The organism is Skermanella sp. TT6 (genome assembly GCF_016653635.2).
GTDB classification, from domain to species: Bacteria; Pseudomonadota; Alphaproteobacteria; order Azospirillales; family Azospirillaceae; genus Skermanella; species Skermanella cutis.
The window spans coordinates 532,265-553,820 of sequence record NZ_CP067421.1 but is presented as its reverse complement, the minus strand read 5'-3'; the positions used below and the strand labels follow the sequence as shown (position 1 = coordinate 553,820).

The 21,556-nt window shown below is 62.2% G+C and carries 12 protein-coding genes and 7 pseudogenes; 7 read left to right on the top strand and 12 right to left on the bottom strand.

Translation table 11 applies throughout. The features are described 5' to 3' along the window. Window positions 1–9 precede the first annotated feature (9 nt). From IGS68_RS30380 to IGS68_RS30370, 3 genes are all read left to right on the top strand, one after another. Window positions 10–1,356 carry an O-antigen ligase family protein gene (locus tag IGS68_RS30380; protein ID WP_201081930.1) on the top strand — a complete coding sequence of 449 codons (1,347 nt, stop codon included), beginning with the start codon at window positions 10–12 and terminating at the stop codon, window positions 1,354–1,356. A gap of 193 nt (window positions 1,357–1,549) precedes the next feature. Then, the gene (locus IGS68_RS30375; protein WP_201081928.1) at window positions 1,550–1,840 is read left to right on the top strand and encodes a transposase; all 291 of its coding nucleotides are present in this window, start codon (window positions 1,550–1,552) and stop codon (window positions 1,838–1,840) included. Beyond that, window positions 1,837–2,334, top strand: a complete 498-nt coding sequence (locus IGS68_RS30370) for an IS3 family transposase (protein WP_201081926.1) — start codon at window positions 1,837–1,839, stop codon at window positions 2,332–2,334. Before IGS68_RS30375 ends, IGS68_RS30370 begins: the two co-directional genes overlap by 4 nt. A gap of 15 nt (window positions 2,335–2,349) precedes the next feature. Here IGS68_RS30370 and IGS68_RS30365 read toward each other — a convergent pair. Both IGS68_RS30365 and IGS68_RS30360 read right to left on the bottom strand, forming a co-directional pair. Further along, window positions 2,350–2,949 (bottom strand): annotated as a pseudogene (locus tag IGS68_RS30365) (IS6 family transposase); the annotation flags it as partial. Between the two features lie 84 nt (window positions 2,950–3,033). Continuing rightward, window positions 3,034–4,638, bottom strand: a complete 1,605-nt coding sequence (locus tag IGS68_RS30360; RefSeq protein WP_201070890.1) for an ISL3 family transposase — start codon at window positions 4,636–4,638, stop codon at window positions 3,034–3,036. Between the two features lie 201 nt (window positions 4,639–4,839). On the opposite strand from IGS68_RS30360, the gene istA reads away from it, so the two are divergent. Continuing rightward, on the top strand, window positions 4,840–6,117 hold the full coding sequence (istA, locus tag IGS68_RS30355) for an IS21 family transposase (protein WP_201076556.1): 1,278 nt from the start codon (window positions 4,840–4,842) through the stop codon (window positions 6,115–6,117). Next, window positions 6,114–6,992 (top strand): IS21-like element helper ATPase IstB, encoded by an 879-nt coding sequence (istB, locus tag IGS68_RS30350; protein ID WP_201076558.1) that lies wholly within the window; start codon window positions 6,114–6,116, stop codon window positions 6,990–6,992. The genes istA and istB overlap by 4 nt, the downstream gene beginning before the upstream one ends. A 132-nt stretch (window positions 6,993–7,124) precedes the next feature. Here istB and IGS68_RS30345 read toward each other — a convergent pair. The 4 genes and pseudogenes from IGS68_RS30345 to IGS68_RS30330 form a co-directional block, all read right to left on the bottom strand. Next, a pseudogene (locus IGS68_RS30345) lies at window positions 7,125–7,346 on the bottom strand (transposase); the annotation flags it as partial. A gap of 86 nt (window positions 7,347–7,432) precedes the next feature. After that, window positions 7,433–7,621: pseudogene (locus IGS68_RS30340) on the bottom strand (transposase); the annotation flags it as partial. Between the two features lie 143 nt (window positions 7,622–7,764). Next, the gene (locus IGS68_RS30335) at window positions 7,765–9,795 is read right to left on the bottom strand and encodes a family 16 glycosylhydrolase (RefSeq protein WP_201081920.1); all 2,031 of its coding nucleotides are present in this window, start codon (window positions 9,793–9,795) and stop codon (window positions 7,765–7,767) included. Window positions 9,796–9,959: 164 nt separating this feature from the next. After that, window positions 9,960–10,214, bottom strand: a pseudogene (locus tag IGS68_RS30330) (transposase); the annotation flags it as partial. Between the two features lie 122 nt (window positions 10,215–10,336). On the opposite strand from IGS68_RS30330, the gene IGS68_RS30325 reads away from it, so the two are divergent. Beyond that, entirely contained in the window at window positions 10,337–11,155 is an 819-nt protein-coding gene (locus IGS68_RS30325) for an IS6 family transposase (protein WP_201081918.1), read from the top strand. Between the two features lie 64 nt (window positions 11,156–11,219). On the opposite strand, the gene IGS68_RS30320 is transcribed toward IGS68_RS30325, so the two are convergent. From IGS68_RS30320 to IGS68_RS30305, 4 genes are all read right to left on the bottom strand, one after another. Continuing rightward, on the bottom strand, window positions 11,220–12,374 hold the full coding sequence (locus IGS68_RS30320; RefSeq protein WP_247881488.1) for a glycosyltransferase family protein: 1,155 nt from the start codon (window positions 12,372–12,374) through the stop codon (window positions 11,220–11,222). Window positions 12,375–12,484: 110 nt separating this feature from the next. Further along, on the bottom strand, window positions 12,485–14,200 hold the full coding sequence (locus tag IGS68_RS30315; protein ID WP_201081914.1) for an FAD-dependent oxidoreductase: 1,716 nt from the start codon (window positions 14,198–14,200) through the stop codon (window positions 12,485–12,487). Beyond that, window positions 14,197–15,102 carry an aldo/keto reductase gene (locus tag IGS68_RS30310; protein WP_201081912.1) on the bottom strand — a complete coding sequence of 302 codons (906 nt, stop codon included), beginning with the start codon at window positions 15,100–15,102 and terminating at the stop codon, window positions 14,197–14,199. Before IGS68_RS30310 ends, IGS68_RS30315 begins: the two co-directional genes overlap by 4 nt. A 410-nt stretch (window positions 15,103–15,512) precedes the next feature. Next, on the bottom strand, window positions 15,513–18,719 hold the full coding sequence (locus IGS68_RS30305) for a family 16 glycosylhydrolase (RefSeq protein WP_201081910.1): 3,207 nt from the start codon (window positions 18,717–18,719) through the stop codon (window positions 15,513–15,515). Between the two features lie 399 nt (window positions 18,720–19,118). Between IGS68_RS30305 and IGS68_RS30300 the strand changes: the two are divergent. Beyond that, window positions 19,119–19,950 (top strand): annotated as a pseudogene (locus IGS68_RS30300) (IS5 family transposase). 8 nt (window positions 19,951–19,958) lie between these two features. Here the strand turns inward: IGS68_RS30300 and IGS68_RS30295 are convergent. Both IGS68_RS30295 and IGS68_RS30290 read right to left on the bottom strand, forming a co-directional pair. Further along, window positions 19,959–20,801: pseudogene (locus tag IGS68_RS30295) on the bottom strand (IS66 family transposase); the annotation flags it as partial. A 63-nt stretch (window positions 20,802–20,864) separates the two neighbouring features. Continuing rightward, window positions 20,865–21,524: pseudogene (locus tag IGS68_RS30290) on the bottom strand (IS256 family transposase); the annotation flags it as partial. Between the last annotated feature and the right edge of the window lie 32 nt (window positions 21,525–21,556).

Below are 21,556 nucleotides of genomic sequence, written 5' to 3'. Positions count from 1 at the left end.
GGGTGTGGATTGTCCGTCACGATCACGGGCTGGGTCGTCATTCTCGTCGCGTCGTTCCTGGCGTTGACACGGCCGAACGCTATCCTGCCGCTCGCGCTCTTCTTCGTACCCTTCTCGGCGACATCGGTGATCAACATCTCCGCGGTCAGCTATGGTTTGTCTCCGGCGGTCTTCCTGCTGATCGTGTTCTGCGGGATCCAGGCGGTCCGCGGCCAATTCCTAATGCCGATCAGACTGTCCGGCAACCACCTGACCGGAATACTGGCCCTAGTCGCTTTGGCCGCATATGTCATCGTCGACCTGGGTGCCGGTGGCTTGCTGGGTGGCCTGTCTCTTTTCCAGATCACCCAGTCGGCCTTTCTGTTGTTCGGCATAGGAACGGCCGTGCTTGTCTCGATCCTGATTCATTCCGATAAGTATTTTTTGATGTCAATTAAAGCGTTGCTGTGGTCCGGTGTTTTTGTCTCATTTTGGGGTATGGTCCAAGCTGTATGTTTTTATTCGGGGATTCCTTATCCAGCGGACGTATTCAATAACAGCATCAGTGATTATGCCGATATGTTCGACCAGCGGTCGCTGAATGTCATCCGCATTGCGTCGGTCGCGGTCGAACCCTCCTTCATGGCATTCTCGCTGCTCGGTATCTTCGCGTTCAGCGCGACCGTGGTCACATTGCGCGGTGCTTCGGCATCACGCCTGCAGATCGCGGCGGCGTTACTCAGCGGCCTGACGATCCTCGCCTCGACCTCGACAACCGGATATTTCGGATTGGCGGTGTTCGGCGTCCTGCTGTTCACCCGGAAACCCATACCTGTCCTTGTGGTGGGTCTGCTAACTCTCGCCGCCTTTGTCATCATGCTGGCCATGCTCCCGGAATTCCAGCAGGGGGTCGCGGCGATGACGGTCAACAAGACCGCCAGCGGATCATTCACCCATCGATGGAGCACCGTGATCGAAGGCTTCGAGCAGTTCGCCGAGCGGCCTTGGTTTGGCTGGGGTTGGGGATTCAGCACCTCCTACAGCATGGTCACGATCGTCTTGGCCAACCTTGGCATCGCCGGGGCGCTGCTCATGCTCATGGCGATCGTGATGGCCTTGTTGGGAAGCCTGCTGGCTCGCTCCCAATCCTCAAGCGAATACGAACAGGAAAGGGTACATGCCGTCGCGGCGGAAATAGCTTTCCTCGTCTCATTGGCGAGTTGCTGTATTTCCGGTTTCAAATACGTGACCTTGGACCTCTGGTTCCTCTGGGCCTTGCTGCTGGGATTACAGACGCGGCTGGCGCATGCTCCCTCCAGCTCTGGAATTTCCGATCGCGATAAGCCCGCCATCACGTTCTCATCAGTATCTAGTTGATCGGTCCACCACATTGTCCAATATCCCACTCGCCCAATGGCTGCGGATGCCATCGGTCACCGTCCGCGCCGCCGTCCTCAATTAGGACAGCGCGGCCGCGTGGGGAACCACCTTGACTGAACTGGACCCCGAAAACAGGACCAAGCTGTTGATTGGTGCGGAGGCCGTTCCGTCATGATAGACGGAGCGGACGATGACGAAGCGAACGAGACGGAAGATCGATGCGGCGCTGAAGGCGAAGATCGCCTTGGAGGCGCTACGCGAGGAAGCGACGGTGGCCGACCTGGCCCAGCGCTACGAGGTTCACCCGAACCAGATTTACGCCTGGAAGAAGCAGCTTCAGGACAACGCGACGCGGGCCTTCGATCCAAATGCCGGCCGCGACGCCGACGCAGCCCACGAGCGTGAGATCGAGAAGCTGCACGCCAAAATCGGCCAGCTTACCGTCGAGCGGGATTTTTTAGGACGGAGGTCCGGACGATGAGCGCCCCGGACCGCCGAGCCCTGCTCGATCGCGATCACGTCCGACTGTCGGTACGACGGCAATGCACGCTGCTCGGCGTTGTGCGCTCGAGCGTTTACCGCGCGCCGTGTCCGGCCAACGACAATGATCCGGCGCTGATGCGGCGCATCGACGAGCTGTTCACGGCTTGGCCATTTCTCGGCTCGCGGCGGCTGACGGCGATGCTGCGAGCCGAGGGCACGGTGGTCAACCGCAAGCGCGTGCAGCGCCTGATGCGGCTGATGGGCATCGCTGCCCTCGGGCCGAAGCCGAGGACGTCGAAACCGGCGACGGGCCACAAGGTGTTTCTTTACCTGCTGCGTGGGCTGACGATCGACCGTCCCAATCAGGTGTGGGCGGCCGACATCACCTACATCCCGATCGGCCGCGGCTTTCTGTACCTGGTCGCGATCATCGACTGGGCCAGCCGGTTCTGTCAGCTTTCGGGGCGAGTTGCGCATCTGACAGGTCTCTAGCTACCAGAAGCTGTATCAAGCGACGGAGATGAGGTCCCGTAGCGCGGCCACGCGTTCGACGTGGAGGACCCGCTGACGGGCAAGCGAGACATTCTGGTTGATGTAGCTGGTCGGGCGGAGGAAGTTGCGGACTTCATCAAAGGCGCGACAGAAGCGATGAGCTGCCTTGAAAATCTTGAAGCCGCGCATGGGCCGGTAGCGTCCTTTTATGCCCCGGTGATTCTGTTCGATCACGTTGTTTTTGTACTGGCTGGTGCGGTGGTCGACGTCCGTGCCGAGTTCGCCGGCGATGGCCTTGGGGTAGCTGGTATGGCCGTCGGTGGTGACCTGCTGGGGCTCGACCCGGGTGACCGCCTTGGCCGAGCGGAAGAAGGCCTTGGCCGCGGCCATGTCGCGGGTTTCGCTGAGATAGACGTCGACCAGATTGCCGTCGCGGTCGATCGCCCGGTAGAGATAGCACCATTCGCCGGCGATTTTGAGATACGTCTCGTCGACGTACCAGCAGCGGCCGGCTTTGCCGGCTCGGCGCTGGCGCAGGCCTTCGGCGAGCAGCGGCGCCAGCCTGGCTTCCCAATCCCGCACCGCCTCGTGGGTGAACACGATGCCGCGGATCAGTGTAAGTGCCGGGTGAATACTGGTCCATCCGCATTCCCGGTGCACAAGCGGCAAGTGCATTTCCACGTCATATTTTCTCCGATGTCATGCGGCCTCCAGAACCCGATAGCGCAGCAGGTCGAAGCCGGCCCGCCCGCACATGGTACGCTTGATCGTCTTGAGTCGACTGACCTGACCTTCCACCGGGCCGCTGCTCCACGACAGCGACAACCCGGCCCGGACCGCCGCCAAGTCCCGTTTCAAGCCGCCGGCAAACCCGGTCAGCGCCGTTCCCTGCGCTGCCGCGAGCCACGGATCCAATCCGTCGGCCCGCCTCTCTCGGACCATCGCGCGAAACTCCCGCGCCAGCGCGATCACCACGGCCAAGTCCGGCGATCCGGCGAGCAGGGCCTCGACGAACTTCCCTGCGGTCTCGTCGATCTCGTTGGCATCGGCCACCACCAGCCACGCCGCGCGCCGGCCGGAGGGCGCCTTCCAGGCGGTCGTAGACGACTCCAGGTCGGCAGGCCCGGCACCGGTGCCCCGCAGCCGGCGCCGAACCCATTCCTGCACGGTCTTGGGTCGGCCCGAATAGCCCCGGTCGCGGATTTCCCGCCACAGCCGGGCGGTGTTGGTGCAGCCCTCGGCCCAGCGTTGCCGCAGGTACTCGGCATGGCGGTCGATTGTGCTCCCATAAGCCGGTTTGCTCCACGACGGAGGCCGGCCCGCCCGCAACCATGTCCGGATCGTGGCGCGGTCCAGGCCAGTGCTGCGGGAGATAGCACTCTGCGACCAGCCGCGGGCGTGCAGTGCTGCGACTTCCTCGAAACGGGCCTGCCGCGCCGCCCGCTTGTCCAGCGTGCGCTGCTGGCTGCGGGGCAGAGGCCGGGGCTCCGGCGGAGCGTTGGGAACCGGAACCGTCGTCACCGCCGTGGCTGCCTTGGTCGCAGTGCGGATGGCCCGGTGATGCCGGTCGAGAACGCCGGCCAGGGCGTCGCCGAGATTGCGCAGAAGATGCCAACGGTCAGCCACCTGGACCGCGTCCGGAGCTCCGGTCCGGGCGCCGTCGGCATAGGCACCGGCCCGGTCTCGGGCAACGATCTCCACGCCGGGGTGTGCCTTCAGCCAGGCGGCAACTGTTTCTCCGTCGCGATCGGGCAGCAGGTCGATGGGGCGGCTGCGCTCCAGATCGACGATGAGGGTGCCGTAGCGCCGGCCACGCCGCCAAGCCCAATCATCGATGCCGACGACGCGCGGGGTCGGTGCCACCGGGAGGGGAGCCGCCCGGATCAGGCGCAGCAGGGTGTCGCCGCTGACCGGCATGGCGAGGCGGTCCGCTAGGCGGGCGCCCGACTCGCCTCCGGCATGTAGGGCGATGCGGCGTTGCGCCTCGGCGAGGCGGACGGTCCGCCGAACCCTCGGCAGGGCCACCTCCGGCAGGCGCTCGGCGAAGATCCGGCGCGGGCATCTTGGGGCGGAGCAGCGAAAGCGACGGACCTGAAGCTCGAGATGGCCGATCCTCCCCTGCCAGGGGAGATCCCCAAGATGCCGGATGTAGCGGCTGTGGACGCGACGCGAGTGGCGCCGGCACAAGGGACAGGACGCCGTGGCGGCGCGAGCACGAACGGCGACGACAACACGATCAGGGCGGACGACGACCCGCTCAACCGCGAGACCGGCGGGCAGCAGGGACAGCAACGAACTGGACACGGAGAAGACGGCACTCTCGGGGGAAAAGCGTTTCCCCTCATATGGTTATCCTCACCTGTAAGTGCCGGGTGAATACTCCTCAGATCGGGCGGATGAACTTTCCCCAGGCTGACGCAACGGCACGGCTCCGGAGCAGGCGCCTCGGAACCGTGTAGCCGCCCTTGGCCCATAATCCCCTCAGTCGATTGAGGGAGGGCGTGGGTGGTCACACTTGGGGAACTCGTCATGATTCTCGATCTCGCCCGCCAGGGGTTGAGCGTGTCGGCAATCGCGCGCCGGACCGGCCTGGATCGCAAGACCATCCGCAAGTACATCGCCAATGGGCTGGAGCCGCCCGCCTACACGCCGCGGCCCCCGCGGCAGACCCTTGTCGGCCCCTTTGAACCCTACCTGCGGGAGCGCCTCCAGGCCTTCCCGGAACTCAGCGGCCGACGTCTGCTCCGGGATATCCGCGCGCTCGGCTACCAGGGCGGCTATACCGTGCTGAAGGATTTCCTGCGCACCGTCCGGCCCAGGCCCGAGACACAGTTCGAGCGCCGGTTCGAGACACCGCCCGGCAAGCAGGCCCAGGTCGATTTCGCCTTCTTCAAGACCGTGTTCACCGACCAGCCCGACGTCGAGCGGATCGTCTGGCTGTTCTCGATCGTGCTCGGCCACAGCCGCATGATGTGGGCCCGCTTCGTCGCCCGCCAGGATCTGCCGACCGTGCTCCGGTGCCACATCGCCGCCTTCGAGGCGTTCGGCGGCGTGCCCGAGCAGATCCTGTATGACCGCATGAAGACCGCCGTGCTCGGTGACGTCGAGGACCCCGACCAGCCGGCCAAGGGGATCGCCTACAATGCCAAGCTCCTCGATCTGGCCGCCTGCTACGGTTTCCTGCCGAAGGCCTGCAGGCCCTACCGGGCGCAGACCAAGGGCAAGGTGGAGCGGCCCTTCCGCTATGTCCGGGAGGACTTCTTCCTCGCCCGCACCTTCCGCAATCTGGACGACTTGAATGCCCAGTTCGTCCAGTGGCTGGACCAGGTCGCCAACGTTCGCCTGCACGCCACCACCCAGCGTGTCGTCGTCGAGCATTTCGCCGAGGAGCGCGATCACCTCAAGGCCCTCCCGGCCGGTCCCTTCAACACCGTGCTGGCACTCGAGCGCCGCATCACCCGCGACGGCATGGTCTCCGTTGCCGGCAATCTCTACTCCGTGCCCGACAGCACCCGCCGGCGGACCGTCGAGGTGCAGATTACCGCCGGCGCGGTCAACATCCTGGAGGACGGCATGCTCATCGCCTCCCATCCGGCACAGGAAGGCCGCGGCCAGCGCCGGATCGCTCCCGGCCACCGTACCCAGCCGCCGCCGGCCAACAGCAGGACGGCCCGGGAGGAGACCAGGCCCGAGCCTCCTCGGGGCAGCACGGTGACACCCCGTTCGCTGGCCATCTACGACGCGATCGGCCGCCGTCTCGCCAGCCAGCAGGGTGCCCCATGACCGCAACCACCCTCGATCCGGCGGCCAGCCCCGCCACGCTCGACCGCATCCGCGCTCACCTGGTCGGTCTCAACATGCCGCGCGCGCTCGAAGTGCTGGAGCATATCCTGCGCCGGATCGAACGCGGCGAGATCTCGGCCCTGGAGGCCATCGACACCCTGCTCGGCGAGGAACTGACCCTGCGGGAGGGGCGACGCGTCAGGTCCGCGCTGAAGATGGGCCGGCTGATCAACATCAAGACCCTGGGCGGGTTCGACTTCTCCTTCCAGCCCTCGCTTGACCGCGACCGCATCATGGCGCTGGCCCAGCTCGACTTCGTCGATCGCCACGAGGCGGTCCATTTCCTCGGTCAACCCGGCTGCGGCAAAACCCATCTGGCGCTGGCCCTCGGTGTCGAGGCGGTCAAGTCCGGTCGTTCGGTCTACTTCGCCACCCTGGCCGACATCGTCAGTTCGCTCGCCAAGGCGGAGCGGGAGGGCACCCTGCGCGAACGCCTGCGCTTTCTGTGCCGGCCCCAGCTGCTGATCGTCGATGAGATCGGCTATCTGCCCGTCATCCCGGGGGGCGGCAACCTGTTCTTCCAACTGGTAAATGCCCGCTACGAACGCGGCGCGATGATCCTGACCTCGAACCGCGGCTTTGCCGAATGGGGCGATGTCTTCGGCGGCACCGTCGTCGCCACCGCGCTGCTGGACCGCCTGCTACACCATGCCGTTGTCGTTCAGATCGAGGGAGCCAGCTACCGGCTCCGCCGCCACGCCGACCTGATCCCGGACAACACTCGAACCCGATCCATCACTGCCCCTCAACCTCAACCACGCCGCCGGGGACGACCACCGAAAATGACCTCTGCCCAGCCAGACACCGACCTATAACCTGATAAACCGTCTGGGGATTATTCACCCGCCCGATCCGGGGAAGCTTCATCCGCCCTTTACATCACCCTCTGGCGCACTCGCCCTGCACCGGGAATGCGGATGGACCAAGCTTCATCCGCCCTTTACAATCAGGAACATCTCCGCCAGATCACGTAGACTCAGCTTGTAGCGCAGTCGCCAGAAGACGACCAGGAACACGATGTCGGTCGGTACCTGGACCCGATTGAGCGCCGTGCCGGTCCGCTCGTTGAACCGCCGCCCGCACTCCCGGCACCGGAAACGCCGGAAGCCATGAACCGTTCGCCCCTGCCGTTCGGTAGTCGACGATGAGTGGCAATGCGGGCAGTTCATGGTGGCTCTCTCGTCTCGCAAAACGTGCCCCGGAACCTAGCCGCCAACCCCTTTCCCGGCAAGCCGCCCCGAGATCTGACAGAACCGCCCGAGCCGCAGCCCATCTCCTGCGGCAGCATCTCCCACGGAATGCCACTTCGCAACACGAACAGGATGCCGGTCAGCGCCGCCCGGTCATCGACCGGCGGCCGACCGCCTTTCGGACGGGGCGGACGGGACGGCAACAGCGGCGCCACGACCGCCCACAGCTCATCGCTGACAAGGGGTTTCGCCATGCCCGTCAGATAGGCGGCGTCAGCCTCTCATCAAGGTTTTGTTAGACGCTCTAAGCAGCCGGTCCCCGTGGTCCTCACGGGCGGGTCCAATTCACCAAGGACGGCGCCGCCGGAAGATCCGAGGTCGGCGCGCGCGCCACGGGTCAGGCGAAGGTAAAGTCATCCGCGTGAAACGCGCCTGTCTGGACACCGACGAATGTGATCACGCCCTCATCACCTAGGACTAGATTGGTATCGCCGCCATGTGGCCGAAGGTGGGCTATCACTTGATCGCCCTTCGTGAAACCGAACCCATGCAACTCCACATGGCTCTTTGACGATGGATCGAAGTCCATTATGGTGTCATGACCATCACCCTTGCGGTAAATGAAGAGATCATCACCCCCGACACCATGGAGCATGTCGTCACCGCGACCTCCTTCCAGTACATTCGCCGCTGAATTACCTGAGATGATATTGTCAAGCTCGTTTCCAATACCCTTGAACGTGGTGTTCTGAAGGTAAAGGTTCTCCACATTCTTCGACAAGGTGTAATCTCCCCAGGCTTTGATGGTATCGATCCCTTCGCCAGCCTTCTCAACGACATAATCACCTTGATCCGCGACGCTGTAGCTATCGTCACCCTTACCGCCGACGAAGACGTTATTTCCACTATAGGCATAAAATGCGTCGTGCCCGGCTGTTCCAGTCAGCGTCTCGTGTCCCTTGGTTCCCACCACCCAATTCATGGGCGTTTCACTTTGAGGGAGATAACGTATGAACTCGAACGACTTCTCAGTTAGAGATTGGACATTCGTGTAGAGGAAGGTGAGAACCTGGCCATTGTCAAGCATGACCCTCGCGCTGGCTCCATCCTGCCACATGGCCTGCTGGAGCGACTGGCTCGTCAGGGCTCCGAATCCCTCGAGCTTGACGACATCCCCCGCCGCGAACTTGGAAATCGTGTCATTGCCCTCGCCACGCCGGATCACGAAGGTGTCGTTGCCGTCGCCGCCGTATAGATAATCGTCACCACCGCCGCCGTCGAGCTGGTTGTCCTTTCCATTACCCTCAAACCGATTGGCCAAATCATTGCCGATGCCAATCACGGCATTTCCGATGAGCTTCAGGTTTTCGACATTGGCGGGCAACTGGTAGGAGTATAGCGAGGATCGAACCGTGTCATTTCCCCCGATCGCGTTTTCCATCACGGTATCGCCCGCTTGGCCGACGACATATGTGTCGTCGCCGCCACCGCCGGACATGCGGTCGTCACCATCCTTGCCGTTGATCAATTCACCCTTTGCCGTGCCATTTAGGATGTTGTTCGCCTGGTCACCAGATATCGTCAGCGCAGGGATCGCAGGCGCGCTGATGGGCTTCGCGGGTTGTAGCGTCAAGGGCGCGGCTTGGGGCAAGATTGGACCAGCGGCATCGCTCGCCCACGCCCTGATGTAGTCAATCTTCATTTCGGCGGGGAATGGCGTCGATAAATCAGGATTGCCACCCCAGGCGCCGCCGACCGCTAGGTTAGCCAGGAGATACATGGGCTTGTCCATGCCCGATGGTGTCGAGGTCGCGCCGACGGCGACGCCGTCCAAATACCAAGTCAGCGTTTTCGCCGTCCATTCCAGCCCATAAGTATGGAAGCCCGCCGTCAAGTCCGTGGTGGTGACGCTACGGCTATATTGCTGAGCGCTGTCTGGTGCGTGCAGATTGATCTCCAGATTGTTTGGCCGTGCCGTCAGCACCTCCATGACATCGATCTCGTGAGACCAGCTGTGGTCGATTGGCAGCAACCAGAAAGCTGGCCAAAAACCACTGCCCGCCGGCATGTCGGCGCGCATTTCGAAGTAACCGTAGGTTTGCTGGAAGCTATACTCGGTTGTGATCAGGCCAGAGGTATAGGATGCGCCACCTAGACTTGCGCTTGTGGCGCGATCCACCGGCTTCGCGGAGATGGTCAGAACGCCATTGGAGACATCGAATGGATCAAGGCCCAAGGGAGCTTCCGTGTAGCCTCGATACGTAGGTTCGACATAAGTTTGGAGCTCACCGGATGGAAGACTTCTAGCCCCGAACCGCTCGTCAAACGTAGTGCTCCATATACCAGAAGTTCCATTATGCCAGGAAAATGCATCGAAATTCTCCTGGAATAATAAATTGTATTTCGTAGATCCAAATATTTTTTCCATAACTATGCATCCTCGGTGTCATATTCATAGACTGTGCCCAAAATTGTTAATAAACTCTTTCTGAGAAACTTTTCGCAGAGGCGGCGTGCCTGCCGGTGCTGATCGGGATGCTACTTTGAGGGGAATGAGGGCTGACGCGCGGGAGGGCGATAGGCTAAGAGTGCCTAACATAACCATCGTTCGACAAAGCGGAAGGTGATGAGGGCTGCGGCGAGGTGGTTGAAGGCGGCAAAGATATCGATCCGGCGTTCGTAGCGCACGGAGGTCCGCCGGAATTGGGCGAACCATGCCAAGGTGCGTTCGACCTTCCAGCGGTGCCGGCCCAGGCGCTCGGTGCTGTCGATGCCGCGCCGCGCGATCCGGGGAATGATGGCGCGTCCGCGCAACGCACGCCGGCAGCGCCGGAAATCATAGCCTTTGTACCGCTTTCAGCGTTAGCTAAAGCTCCCGCATGCGGTTCTGTCAGATCTCGGGGCGGCTTGCCGGGAAAGGGGTTGGCGGCTAGGTTCCGGGGCACGTTTTGCGAGACGAGAGAGCCACCATGAACTGCCCGCATTGCCACTCATCGTCGACTACCGAACGGCAGGGGCGAACGGTTCATGGCTTCCGGCGTTTCCGGTGCCGGGAGTGCGGGCGGCGGTTCAACGAGCGGACCGGCACGGCGCTCAATCGGGTCCAGGTACCGACCGACATCGTGTTCCTGGTCGTCTTCTGGCGACTGCGCTACAAGCTGAGTCTACGTGATCTGGCGGAGATGTTCCTGATCCGCGGCATCGTGTTCACCCACGAGGCGGTGCGGGATTGGGAAGCCAGGCTGGCGCCGCTGCTCGCCGAAGGCCTGCGCCAGCGCCGAGCCGGCAAAGCCGGCCGCTGCTGGTACGTCGACGAGACGTATCTCAAAATCGCCGGCGAATGGTGCTATCTCTACCGGGCGATCGACCGCGACGGCAATCTGGTCGACGTCTATCTCAGCGAAACCCGCGACATGGCCGCGGCCAAGGCCTTCTTCCGCTCGGCCAAGGCGGTCACCCGGGTCGAGCCCCAGCAGGTCACCACCGACGGCCATACCAGCTACCCCAAGGCCATCGCCGGCGAACTCGGCACGGACGTCGACCACCGCACCAGCCAGTACAAAAACAACGTGATCGAACAGAATCACCGGGGCATAAAAGGACGCTACCGGCCCATGCGCGGCTTCAAGATTTTCAAGGCAGCTCATCGCTTCTGTCGCGCCTTTGATGAAGTCCGCAACTTCCTCCGCCCGACCAGCTACATCAACCAGAATGTCTCGCTTGCCCGTCAGCGGGTCCTCCACGTCGAACGCGTGGCCGCGCTACGGGACCTCATCTCCGTCGCTTGATACAGCTTCTGGTAGCTAGAGACCTGTCAGATGCGCAACTCGCCCCGAAAGCTGACAGAACCTTTCACGCGGATGACTTTACCTTCGCCTGACCCGTGGCGCGCGCGCCGAACTCGGATCTTCCGGCGGCGCCGTCCGCGGAAAGGCTCGTCCGGCGAAGCGCGTCGGCGATGGCATCACGCAACTGCCGCCCCCGAACGGCCCAATCGAAAGCGGAACTGGCGGTCTCGTAGGCCTCATTCTGCATGCGGTCCAGCCGATCCGTGTCGGCGAGCGCTCCCGCCAAGCCGTCGATCAAACCAGGCAGCGTGTCGTGAATGAACATATGGGGGAGTAGATCGGACGGCAAACCCATCCTGCAGGCGGACAGGCATGTCAACGGCACGCGGTGGAATACGAGTTCCGGTATTTTCATCTTGAATCCTCCACCGATCGGCTCGGCCACGATGGCGAGGCGGGCCGATTGGAAGAGCGTGGTGGGATCATCCACGAAGCCGAACAATCGAGTGTTCCGGTACCGGGCGGAGATTTGCTTGGCGAAATTGGCCGGCATCGCGCCGGCGACGACCAATTCGATCCCGTGGCGTCCACAATAGGGATCTGCCAGTTCGAGCAATGCGCTCAGGTTTTCCTGCTTGGCCGACCAATGGAAGGAGCCAAAAATCAGCGCCCTGTTCGGCATGTCCGGACCGATCGTTCGCGCGGCGAGACGCGGACCGGAATAACCCGGCCGCAAGCTGACTACCGGGCCGCCACGAGGTTCCGCCCGGAAAACTTCAGCGTCCTCATCGGTGATGGTCGTCAGCAGATCGGCTCGCATGGCGGTCCGCCGCTCGATATGCCGTGCCTTGAGGTGATTCATCTGAAGAAACAGTCTGCGGGCCATATTGCCCGTGGATCGCTCATAGAGTTGTCGGGTGACGCTGGCCTCGTGATCGTGGGTGATGAAGACGATGGCGGGTCGGTTGGGACAATGGCGGCGCAACTCGTCGACAACCCAGCCCATGCCATATTGATCGACGATAACGACATCCCAGTCCGCCGATCCGAGGACGTCGCGCAATGTCCGAAGGTAATTCCGCGTTCTGTGGCGCGCACCGACCAAAGGTAGGGTACTCGCGAGGGACGTCAGAGCCGGTCGAGGCCCCCCCGGAACGGTTCGCCATCGCATGACATCGCGCCAGTCCGACGGAACCTCCTGATCTCCCGCCAGCCCCATGAAGGTGACCGCGACACCGGACTCCGCCAAGGAGCGCGCCAGCCAACCGGTGTAGATCCGATCGCCGACCGTATGCGGAAACGGCAACGTCCGCGCCACCCAGAGACAGTTCATGCGCATATCGAAGGCTCGTCTTGGAAAAGGGATCCGTCTTTCGCCGTCAATTCGCGAAGATGGCCGGCGAGGCGCAGGCTGAGCGCCACGATGGTCAAGGTCGGATTGGCATGGCCGCTCGTGGGGAAGACGGCGCTACCCGCGAGATGGAGATTGGGGCAGGACCACACACGGCAGTCGCGGTCGACAACTCCCTCTTTCGAGGTGGCACTCATCCTCGCAGTGCCGATATGATGTCCGCCAACTGGCGTCGAACGTCGAATGCCGTCCTCCAGCCTCTCCGGATCGTATTTGACGGTACCAACGCCGGATCGCTGGAGATCCCGCTCCAAAAGGCGGATCGTCTGAATGAAACTGCGGACGTCCAGTTCTGTGATACGCCAATCCACCGTGATCCGGCGCTGACCCACGGCATCGCGCTCGTCATTAAGGCGAATGCGGGACTCCGGGTTGGGCGCCTGTTCCAGATTGAAATCAAGCGGGTAGATGCCCTGACGGTTGGGAACCATCACGAAGGGCACCTTGCGCTTGGCCAGCACGCGCCGCCTTATCCAGAACGCGGAGAACGCCGCCAGCCTGATCGGGTCCCGCGCCAGGTTCAGGGCGTGGCGGCCCCAGAACGCGATATCCCGCGTCAAGGTATCGCGTGCGGAACGCTCGATCGTCGCCAATTTCCGTCGGTACTCGGGAATGATGGCATCCTTGACCAGATACATCGCCGACAGGATCGCGTTGCCGTGGACCGGATCCGCGATAACCGGGTAGTGCAGCCGAAATATCGCGTTGAGCAGCTCCTGATCACGCTGGGATGTTTCCCGAAGCTGAAACTTGCGGAAGAGGTAGATGTCGTCCGGTGTCTTGTCGATGTCGTAGGAGATGCCTCGACCCTCGGGAGAGGCGCGGAATTCGCCGATCGTGTTCTCCAGGTGGCACATGTAGTAGCGACCGAGATTGCCGGTCTCGTTGCCGATCCCTCCGCGCTGGCTCTGATCGGAGACCATCAGCAGCCGCACGGTTTCGATCCCGCCGGCTGAAACGACATAATGCCGCGCCGTGACGGTGAATCTCCTGTCTCCTCGGCCAGCCATCACCAGCCGGCGGATGGGGCCAGCCTCCGCTTGATTGATTTCGAGGCAGGCGGCGCCTAGAATGACGCGAACCTTCACCTCGCGTTCGAGCCGCTCGCGGTAGCGATGGCCGAAATTGGTCGGTGGGCTGAAGCGGTCGACATGATCCCAATCGAAATCGGCGCCATTATAACCCGCGATCGTTGGAGGCGCCGACGGTCCGAGCGATCCGCGAACGGTGAAGTCGTAGTCGCCGGCCTCGCACCAAACCTGCGCCTGATGGTAATAGGGCTCCAAATCCTCATACCCGAAGGGCCAGCCGCTATGGGGCACGAACGGCCGCTTCTCGAAGTCGATGGGATCCAGCGGCACGCACCTGCCACCCCAAATCGACGAACTCCCGCCAAGCATCCGCCGGCGATAGAGTTCGGGCGTTGGATGAAGGCTGTCTTCGGCGACCGATCCCGCGTACGCATCCTGGGCGGCGGCGTCATAATCGCGCCCACCCGCCTCCAGCAGGATCACATCGATGCCGAACCCAGCCAATTCCAGGGCCAGGGTGATGCCAGCGGGTCCGGCACCGACGATCGCGACATCGGCCGTCAGCCTGGACCCTGGTTCGATGGCGCTTTCATCGAGTATCATGACCGCTGACCAGCATGGCCACGATCCAAAGGCGTGATCACCCCCCAATCCTCGACGATCTGTTCCAGATGGGTGAGCCGGGTGGTACCGACCAAAACCGCACCGATCGAACGCACCGTCCTGGTCCAATCGATCGCGGCCCTGACAGCGTCGCGCCCGGGCGCCTCACCCAACGGGCGATGACCCGCCGAGGTGAGGATCTCACGGGCCATGACTAATTTTCCCAGGTCGCGAGCTCGCCCCGAGGCCATGATCATGTCGTTGGCACAGCCACGATAGAGTGGAAGCTGGACGACATCGGTAACGGGGTGATCGAGGCTTAGGGTCGCCGTTTCCGCATCGTCACAGGAGACGCCCACCTGACGGGCCAGTCCGCGCCGCCTGATCTCGGAGAGCATCGCGAACTGTTCGTCACGCAGGTCATCGCGTCCGGGACTATGCAGCAGGAAGACATCCACATGGTCGGTCTTGAGCCGGCGCAGGCTGCTCTCGAGAGCGCCGACGAGATAGCGGGGCTCGTAACATCTCGGTAACGCACCCGAACGCCTTTTGGACAGCGCCGCGCGCACCTGGGGAATGTGTTTCGCGGCCCAACGCAGCGGGGGCTTCAGGTATGAACCAATCCGGTCCTTTTCCGAAAACCGCTGGCCTGCCTTGGTTACCAACATCACTTGCCCGCGTTTACCTGACAGAGCGGTACCGAGAGTGCGCTCACTCTCACCCTGGCCGTAGATGTCGGCGGTGTCGAACAGACGAATACCACGGTCGAACGCCACGTCGATGAAGCGTGCCGCGGTCCTGCCGGAGCAATCGCTTAGTATCGACCCGATACGACCGCAACCCAACCCCAGGATTGGCGAGGCGGATGATGCCAGCGCAAATGTCGGAGCGGGAACATGCATGCGTGATCAACCTTTTCGCGGTTACCCGATGTCGGTTTCGAGACCGAAATATCATCACCTGGGATCTGAAACCTTGAAGTGGAGCACCAGCTCAAATTTGCTGAAGCACCACGGATTAACCATTATTTCTTCTTCTTGCAATCCATCACATTACATCCGAAACCCCAAATGGAGTTCCATCGATTACGGGAGGCCATTGCTTCGATCAGACCACTTGATTGATCTGCGGATTTCTTTGTCTGTCGACATTTCGCATAAAGCGTGTGCAGCTGCAATAATGCTTGTGAGGCAATCCTTTCAGTTCGGATGGCACGACAACCTACCAGATGGTCCGGAGGCTAGGACCCAGTTGGAACAAGGTCCAGCTCGACGGTCCACGCACCACCATCACATGAGCACCCGATCTGGACTCAAGAAAAGTCGAATGTACCGGCTAGTAACGACTTGATCCCCAGCAGCGTGATGATCTCCTGCGCGCCACTTGGTTCGATCACCGCCCAGTCGGATCCTCCGGTGAACACGATCTTGGCGCCTGGCGAGAAGCCAACAAGCGAAAGATGATCCGCTTCCTTACCACCGATCTGGAAGTCGGTTATGGTGTCGTGTCCCTGCCCCTTATGAATGACGAAGACATCCTTTCCGCCACGTCCGGTCAGGTAATCGTCACCCGCTCCCCCATCGATACGGTTGTTGCCCAGGTTTCCTTCGATGATGTTGGACAGTTCGTTTCCGTACGCGTTCACCCAGCTTCCCCCAAGAAGGCGCAGGTTCTCGACGTTCGGCATCATGGTGACCGAATGGTAGGAAAGGATCGTGTCGATTCCGGATTGCGCGGCCTCGAAGACCTTGTCTCCTGGAAGAAGGGTATAGGTGTCGTCACCCGTCCCTCCGAGCAAGACGGAATTTGCATGCTTGGAGATCAGCTCGTCCGCTCCAGCGCTACCGATCAGCCTTTCCCCGGGAGCGCTTGTCTGAAAATGATTCGTCGGTTTGGAGGACACCGGCAGGCTACCGTCGAAGGTGAACATCGACGGGTTCAACGACGCCATCGGAACCCCGGCGAGATGAAGGGTCTGCCAGTTGTCGAGCAGGATGTCGGTTCCGGTGGATGTCGCCTTGGCGTTCGCCAGAACCTGCGAGAAGTTGGTCATGCCTGTACCGGTGAGGACCACCTTGTCACCGCTTTGGAGATCGGTGATCGTGTCCGACCCTTCCCTGAGCCGGATGAAGAATCGGTCGGCCCCCGCCCCGCCGGTCAGCCAATCATCACCGCCGCCGCCGTCCAGGATGTTGTTGCCGCTGTTCCCGACGATCCGGTTAGGCAGGGCGTTGCCAGTCCCGGATATCCAGGAGTTGCCAAGCAGGAAAAGGTGCTCCACGTTGGCTGGCAGCACATGATTGTACCAGCTCTTGATCGTATCGATGCCACCACCGGCCTTTTCGACCACGTTGACCTTGTCACCCGCCGCGTAGTCGATGACATAGATATCGTCACCCTGCCCGCCAGATATCTTGCCCGTCACCTTGACATTGAAAGTCTCGTTGGCGTCCGTACCGACCACGGCGTTGGTGAAAACGGTCACGGTCTTGGTCGACGCGGCGCTCGCGACCGGTGAGGGATCGACCAGGGAGTATGCCCGGATGTAATCGATCTTCATGTCGCCCAAGTGAGTCGCGACCTCCGATGGCGCACCGGCCCAGCCACCTCCCACGGCAAGATTAGCAAGCATGTACATGGGCTGGTGCATGTCGGGCGGAGTTTGCATCCGGGTCAGCTCAATGCCGTTGATGCGCCAGATCACATAGTCGGACCGCCATTCCACCTGATACGTGTTGAGCTTCTCGGTCAATCCGGCAACGGTGGATTTGTCCGTCCTCGCGCCATTGTTTCCCCAAGTCTTATCGGCGGAACCGATCGACATATTTACTTCGTCGGGACGCTTTGTGACGACCTCAAAAACGTCCAGCTCGGGTGGCCAGACATTGTAGACCGACAAAAGCCAGAATGCGGGCCACAGACCATCCCCAGCCGGGAGTTTGGCCCGCATTTCGAAGATCCCGTAGGTCTGCGCGAAGGAGGACTGCGTGGTGATCAGGCCGGAGGAGTAATTCGATCCAATCACGGCCGCGATCTCCGGAGCGACCCTATCGGCTGATATGGACAGCACACCATCGGCTACGGTGAAGGGATCGAGGCCCAATGATTTGCCGTCGGCACCCGTCATCATCGGATCCACATACCGTTGCAACTCGCCCTTGTAGTGCCGAAGGCTGGCGTTCTCCCAAGCGTATGTCGTCTGCCAAGTGCCCGACGCACGGTCGGAAAGGCTGAGACCCGTGTTGAAGTCGTCGGAGAAAGTCAGGCGGCCAACGGCCGCCACTTCGGGCGCCTGGATGGAGGAAGCGGGTATGTCGGCGACCTTGACGCCAACAAGCACGACCCGCGTGCCGGCCAGCCTCAACTCGGTGCCCAAAGCACCTTCCACGGCGTCTTGCAGTATTCCCGCCGCGGATTTGACGCCAGGCACCTCGATCTTGAGCTTATCGCCCTCGGAGGCCTTGAAATCGCCGATGAAAAGCGTGTCGGTCGACGCCCTGATCACGAAGGTGTCGGCTCCCCCGCCTCCCAGCAGGTAGTCCTCACCGCCACCACCGGTCAGTGTGTTGTCGCCACTGTTGCCCCTGATGATGTTGGCCAGGGCATTTCCTGTTCCAAAGCTGTTCCTGGTTCCTTCAAGGTAGAGGTTCTCGACGTTGTCGGGAAGTTTGAAGCCATCACCCCAGGTCTGAACCGTATCCACCCCGGCACCGGATGCCTCGATTATCTTGTTGGCGCTTGAATAGGCCAGATACGTATCATCGCCCTGCCCCCCGGCCAGGACATTGTCATTGCCCTTGGCGGAGAGTTTGTCCGCGGCGGCTGTCCCGTCGACCCGGGACGACAAGGTCGCCGCCGAGAGTTGGGTCGTGGCGGAGGCGCTTGAGCGGCCCCCGGCGGCCAGTGAGACCACAAGCGGGGAAAGATCGGCGAAGCGGGTGCCGAGCAGCTTGACCGCGGATCCGCCAGGGAGCGCGATCAGCAGATCGCCACCCTGCTCCAAGGCTCCGGCATACAGATCGGACCAGCGTAACCCAGCGACGCCCGTGAGATCAATACGATCCTGCCCCTTGGCGAAATCCGTGATGACATCATTCCCTTGCCCGACGATGAAAGTGTCCGCACCCCCTCCCCCGGTCAGCAGGTCATCGCCACCACGGCCGTCCAGCACGTTGTTCCCGGAATTTCCAGTGAGGATATTGCCCAATGAATTCCCGATGCCGACACTCCAAGCCGTACCCGCGAGTTGGAGGTTCTCGATATTGTCCGGCAATTGATAGTCAGTGAGATGGGAGATCACCGTATCGATCCCCTCGCCGGGAAGCTCGATGAGCTTGGCCGGTGCCATCAGGGTGTAGATGTCGTCACCCTTGCCGCCCGACACGGTGGCATCGCGTGCAGCATTGAAACTTTCGTTCAGTGACGATCCCACGACGATCTTCCCTGCGGGCACGGAAATCGTCTTGCTGGATTTAGCCGAAGACGTCAAATTTTCAGCCACACCCATTTTCATCTCCATGATCTCAGCATAGTCTGGTGCCAATACCATGGATGTCATGAAAAAAAAGTTAACAGTAGATGCACAAATAATAGACACACAAGTATTAAAATGTTGTTTACTATATTTTGCACTATCACACATTTCTTATCTACTTTCCAACGAAAATGTTAGTTTACCAACATAGATAATGGCAGTTTAATGGAATGCCTGCCTAGGGCGCGATGAGACCGATCGAGAAGCATAGGAGAAACGCACGGTAACCGACGAGGTGATACGAATTACATCCGTCACAGGCTTGCCGTCCGCCATAATGGAGAACTTCCGCTCATCGGAACGATGACACTTCCCTCCCGATCAGCGGATTAAGAGCGTCTAACAAAACCTTGATGAGAGGCTGACGCCGCCTATCTGACAGGCATGGCGAAACCCCTTGTCAGCGACGAGCTGTGGGCGGTCGTGGCGCCGCTGTTGCCGCCCCGTTCGCCGCGTCCGAAAGGCGGTCGGCCGCCGGTCGATGACCGGGCGGCGCTGACCGGCATCCTGTTCGTGTTGCGAAGTGGCATTCCGTGGGAGATGCTGCCGCAGGAGATGGGCTGCGGCTCGGGCATGACCTGTTGGCGGCGGCTGCGCGACTGGCAGGCCTCAGGGGTCTGGGAGAGGTTGCACCACGTTCTTCTGGACCGGCTGGGCAAGGCCAACGCGATCGATTGGAGCCGGGCGGCGCTGGACAGCGCCAGCGTCCCGGCAAAAAGGGGGGCCGGGAGACCGGGCCGAACCCGACCGACCGCGGCAAGCCGGGCTCGAAGCGCCACGTCGTCATCGACGCCAACGGCATCCCGCTGGCCGTGACCCTGTCGGCCGCTAACATCCACGACAGCCGGATGCTGGAGGCCACCGTCGATGCCATCCCGCCCATCCGCCAGTGCGCCGGCCGGCCCCGCCGCCGTCCCGCCAAGCTGCATGCGGGAGCTTTAGCTAACGCTGAAAGCGGTACAAAGGCTATGATTTCCGGCGCTGCCGGCGTGCGTTGCGCGGACGCGCCATCATTCCCCGGATCGCGCGGCGCGGCATCGACAGCACCGAGCGCCTGGGCCGGCACCGCTGGAAGGTCGAACGCACCTTGGCATGGTTCGCCCAATTCCGGCGGACCTCCGTGCGCTACGAACGCCGGATCGATATCTTTGCCGCCTTCAACCACCTCGCCGCAGCCCTCATCACCTTCCGCTTCGTCGAACGATGGTTATGTTAGGCACTCTAACGGTCGGAGACCCAGACCTCGGGCCGGACCTCGCCCAGCACCCGCTCTGCCACCGCCCGCCCCCGGCTGGGGACGATCTCGTGCAGCACCGCCGTGTCGGAATGGAACACCCACTGCCAACAGGTCACGCCGTCGACCCTGGTCGTCGTTTCGTCCGAGGCGATGACCGGCGCAGTCAGGAGCTTGGCCTTGATCGCCGTGCACGCCGTCTCCAGGGCGTCGCCCATCCGCCGGAAGCCGTTGGCGATGGCGCCTTCGGAGATCGTCAGTCCGAACACCTCCTTCAGCATCCGCGACAACCGCTCGAAACCGACGTGATGGCTGTGGTGCAGGTAGGCCGGAAGCGACCGGATGCCCGGCCCGAACGGTGTGCCCGGCGGCATGGTCGCCGGAGGGGCGGCCCGATACCGCTTGCCGCAGCACCGGCAGCGCCCGCCGAACAGCTCGACCCGCGTGACCACCGGCCGGATGACCGGCAGGTCGATATGGTCGTAACGGTGACGGCACCCCTGTTCCGCTTCACCGACGGCCTCGCCGCAATGGGGGCAGGCGTCCGCCAGCCGCCGTTCAGTGCGATCCGGCTCCTCGGCCAGCGGGCGCGACGTTCCGGGCCGGGACGGACGCGCTTTCCGGCGCCGTCCCGAGGCCCCCTCCCGGTTCTTGCGCCCGGGACCGTCCGAGGAGGGCGGCTGGTGCGAATTCGACGACGTCTTCTTCGGCTTGCCAACCAGCGATTCCAGTTCCGTCACCCGCGCAACCAAGCGCTGGATCAACGCCGCCTGATCAGCGATCGGGGCGTCCTTCTCGGCTTCGGTCAGGCGATAGGATGGCGGCTTCTCCATCAATACGTTGACTCACATTCTGAGCCCCCTGGCAACCCCTTTCGTCAACCCCGTGAGCAATTACCCAGCGAGACCGCGACGCTTGAGCTTGCGCAGGAATTCGAGCCAGAAGGTCTCGGCCTCCGAGGCACCGATGTCCATGCCCAGCACCTCGCGCCGGCCGTCGGTGTTGACCGCCACCGCGACGGTCACGGCGACAGACACGATACGTCCCTGCTGGCGGACCTTGACGTAGGTCGCATCGATCCAGAGATATGGCCAGTCGCCTTCGATCGGACGGCTCAGGAACGTCTTGACCCGGTCGTCGATCTCTTCGCACAACCGGCTGACCTGGCTCTTCGAGATGCCGCTCATGCCCATGGCCTTGACCAGATCGTCCACCCCGCGGGTCGAAACGCCCTGGATGTAGGCCTCCTGGATCACCGCCGTCAGCGCCTTCTCCGCCATCCGGCGCGGCTCCAGAAATCCTGGAAAATAGCTGCCCTTGCGCAGCTTGGGGATGCGCAGCTCCACCGTGCCGGCCCTGGTTTCCCAGTCGCGATCCCGGTAGCCATTGCGCTGTGCGAGGCGGTCAGCCGAGCGCTCGCTGTGACCGGCACCGGTCACCGCCTGAACCTCCATCTCCATCAGCCGCTGGGCGGCAAAGCCGATCATCTCCCGCAGCACATCCGCATCTGTGCCCTTTTCAAGCATCGAGCGAAGCGTCATCATCTCGTCGGTCATCGTGGTCACCTTGGATCAGGTATGTGTTGTGG

Coding starts and splice junctions, on each gene's coding strand:
- IGS68_RS30305 (WP_201081910.1), bottom strand. CDS start 18,719: ATGGAGATGAAAATGGGTGTGGCTGAAAATTTGACGTCTTCGGCTAAA.
- IGS68_RS30325 (WP_201081918.1), top strand. CDS start 10,337: ATGAACTGCCCGCATTGCCACTCATCGTCGACTACCGAACGGCAGGGG.
- IGS68_RS30310 (WP_201081912.1), bottom strand. CDS start 15,102: ATGCATGTTCCCGCTCCGACATTTGCGCTGGCATCATCCGCCTCGCCA.
- istB (WP_201076558.1), top strand. CDS start 6,114: ATGACCGCAACCACCCTCGATCCGGCGGCCAGCCCCGCCACGCTCGAC.
- IGS68_RS30375 (WP_201081928.1), top strand. CDS start 1,550: ATGACGAAGCGAACGAGACGGAAGATCGATGCGGCGCTGAAGGCGAAG.
- IGS68_RS30320 (WP_247881488.1), bottom strand. CDS start 12,374: ATGGGGCTGGCGGGAGATCAGGAGGTTCCGTCGGACTGGCGCGATGTC.
- IGS68_RS30315 (WP_201081914.1), bottom strand. CDS start 14,200: ATGATACTCGATGAAAGCGCCATCGAACCAGGGTCCAGGCTGACGGCC.
- IGS68_RS30370 (WP_201081926.1), top strand. CDS start 1,837: ATGAGCGCCCCGGACCGCCGAGCCCTGCTCGATCGCGATCACGTCCGA.
- IGS68_RS30335 (WP_201081920.1), bottom strand. CDS start 9,795: ATGGAAAAAATATTTGGATCTACGAAATACAATTTATTATTCCAGGAG.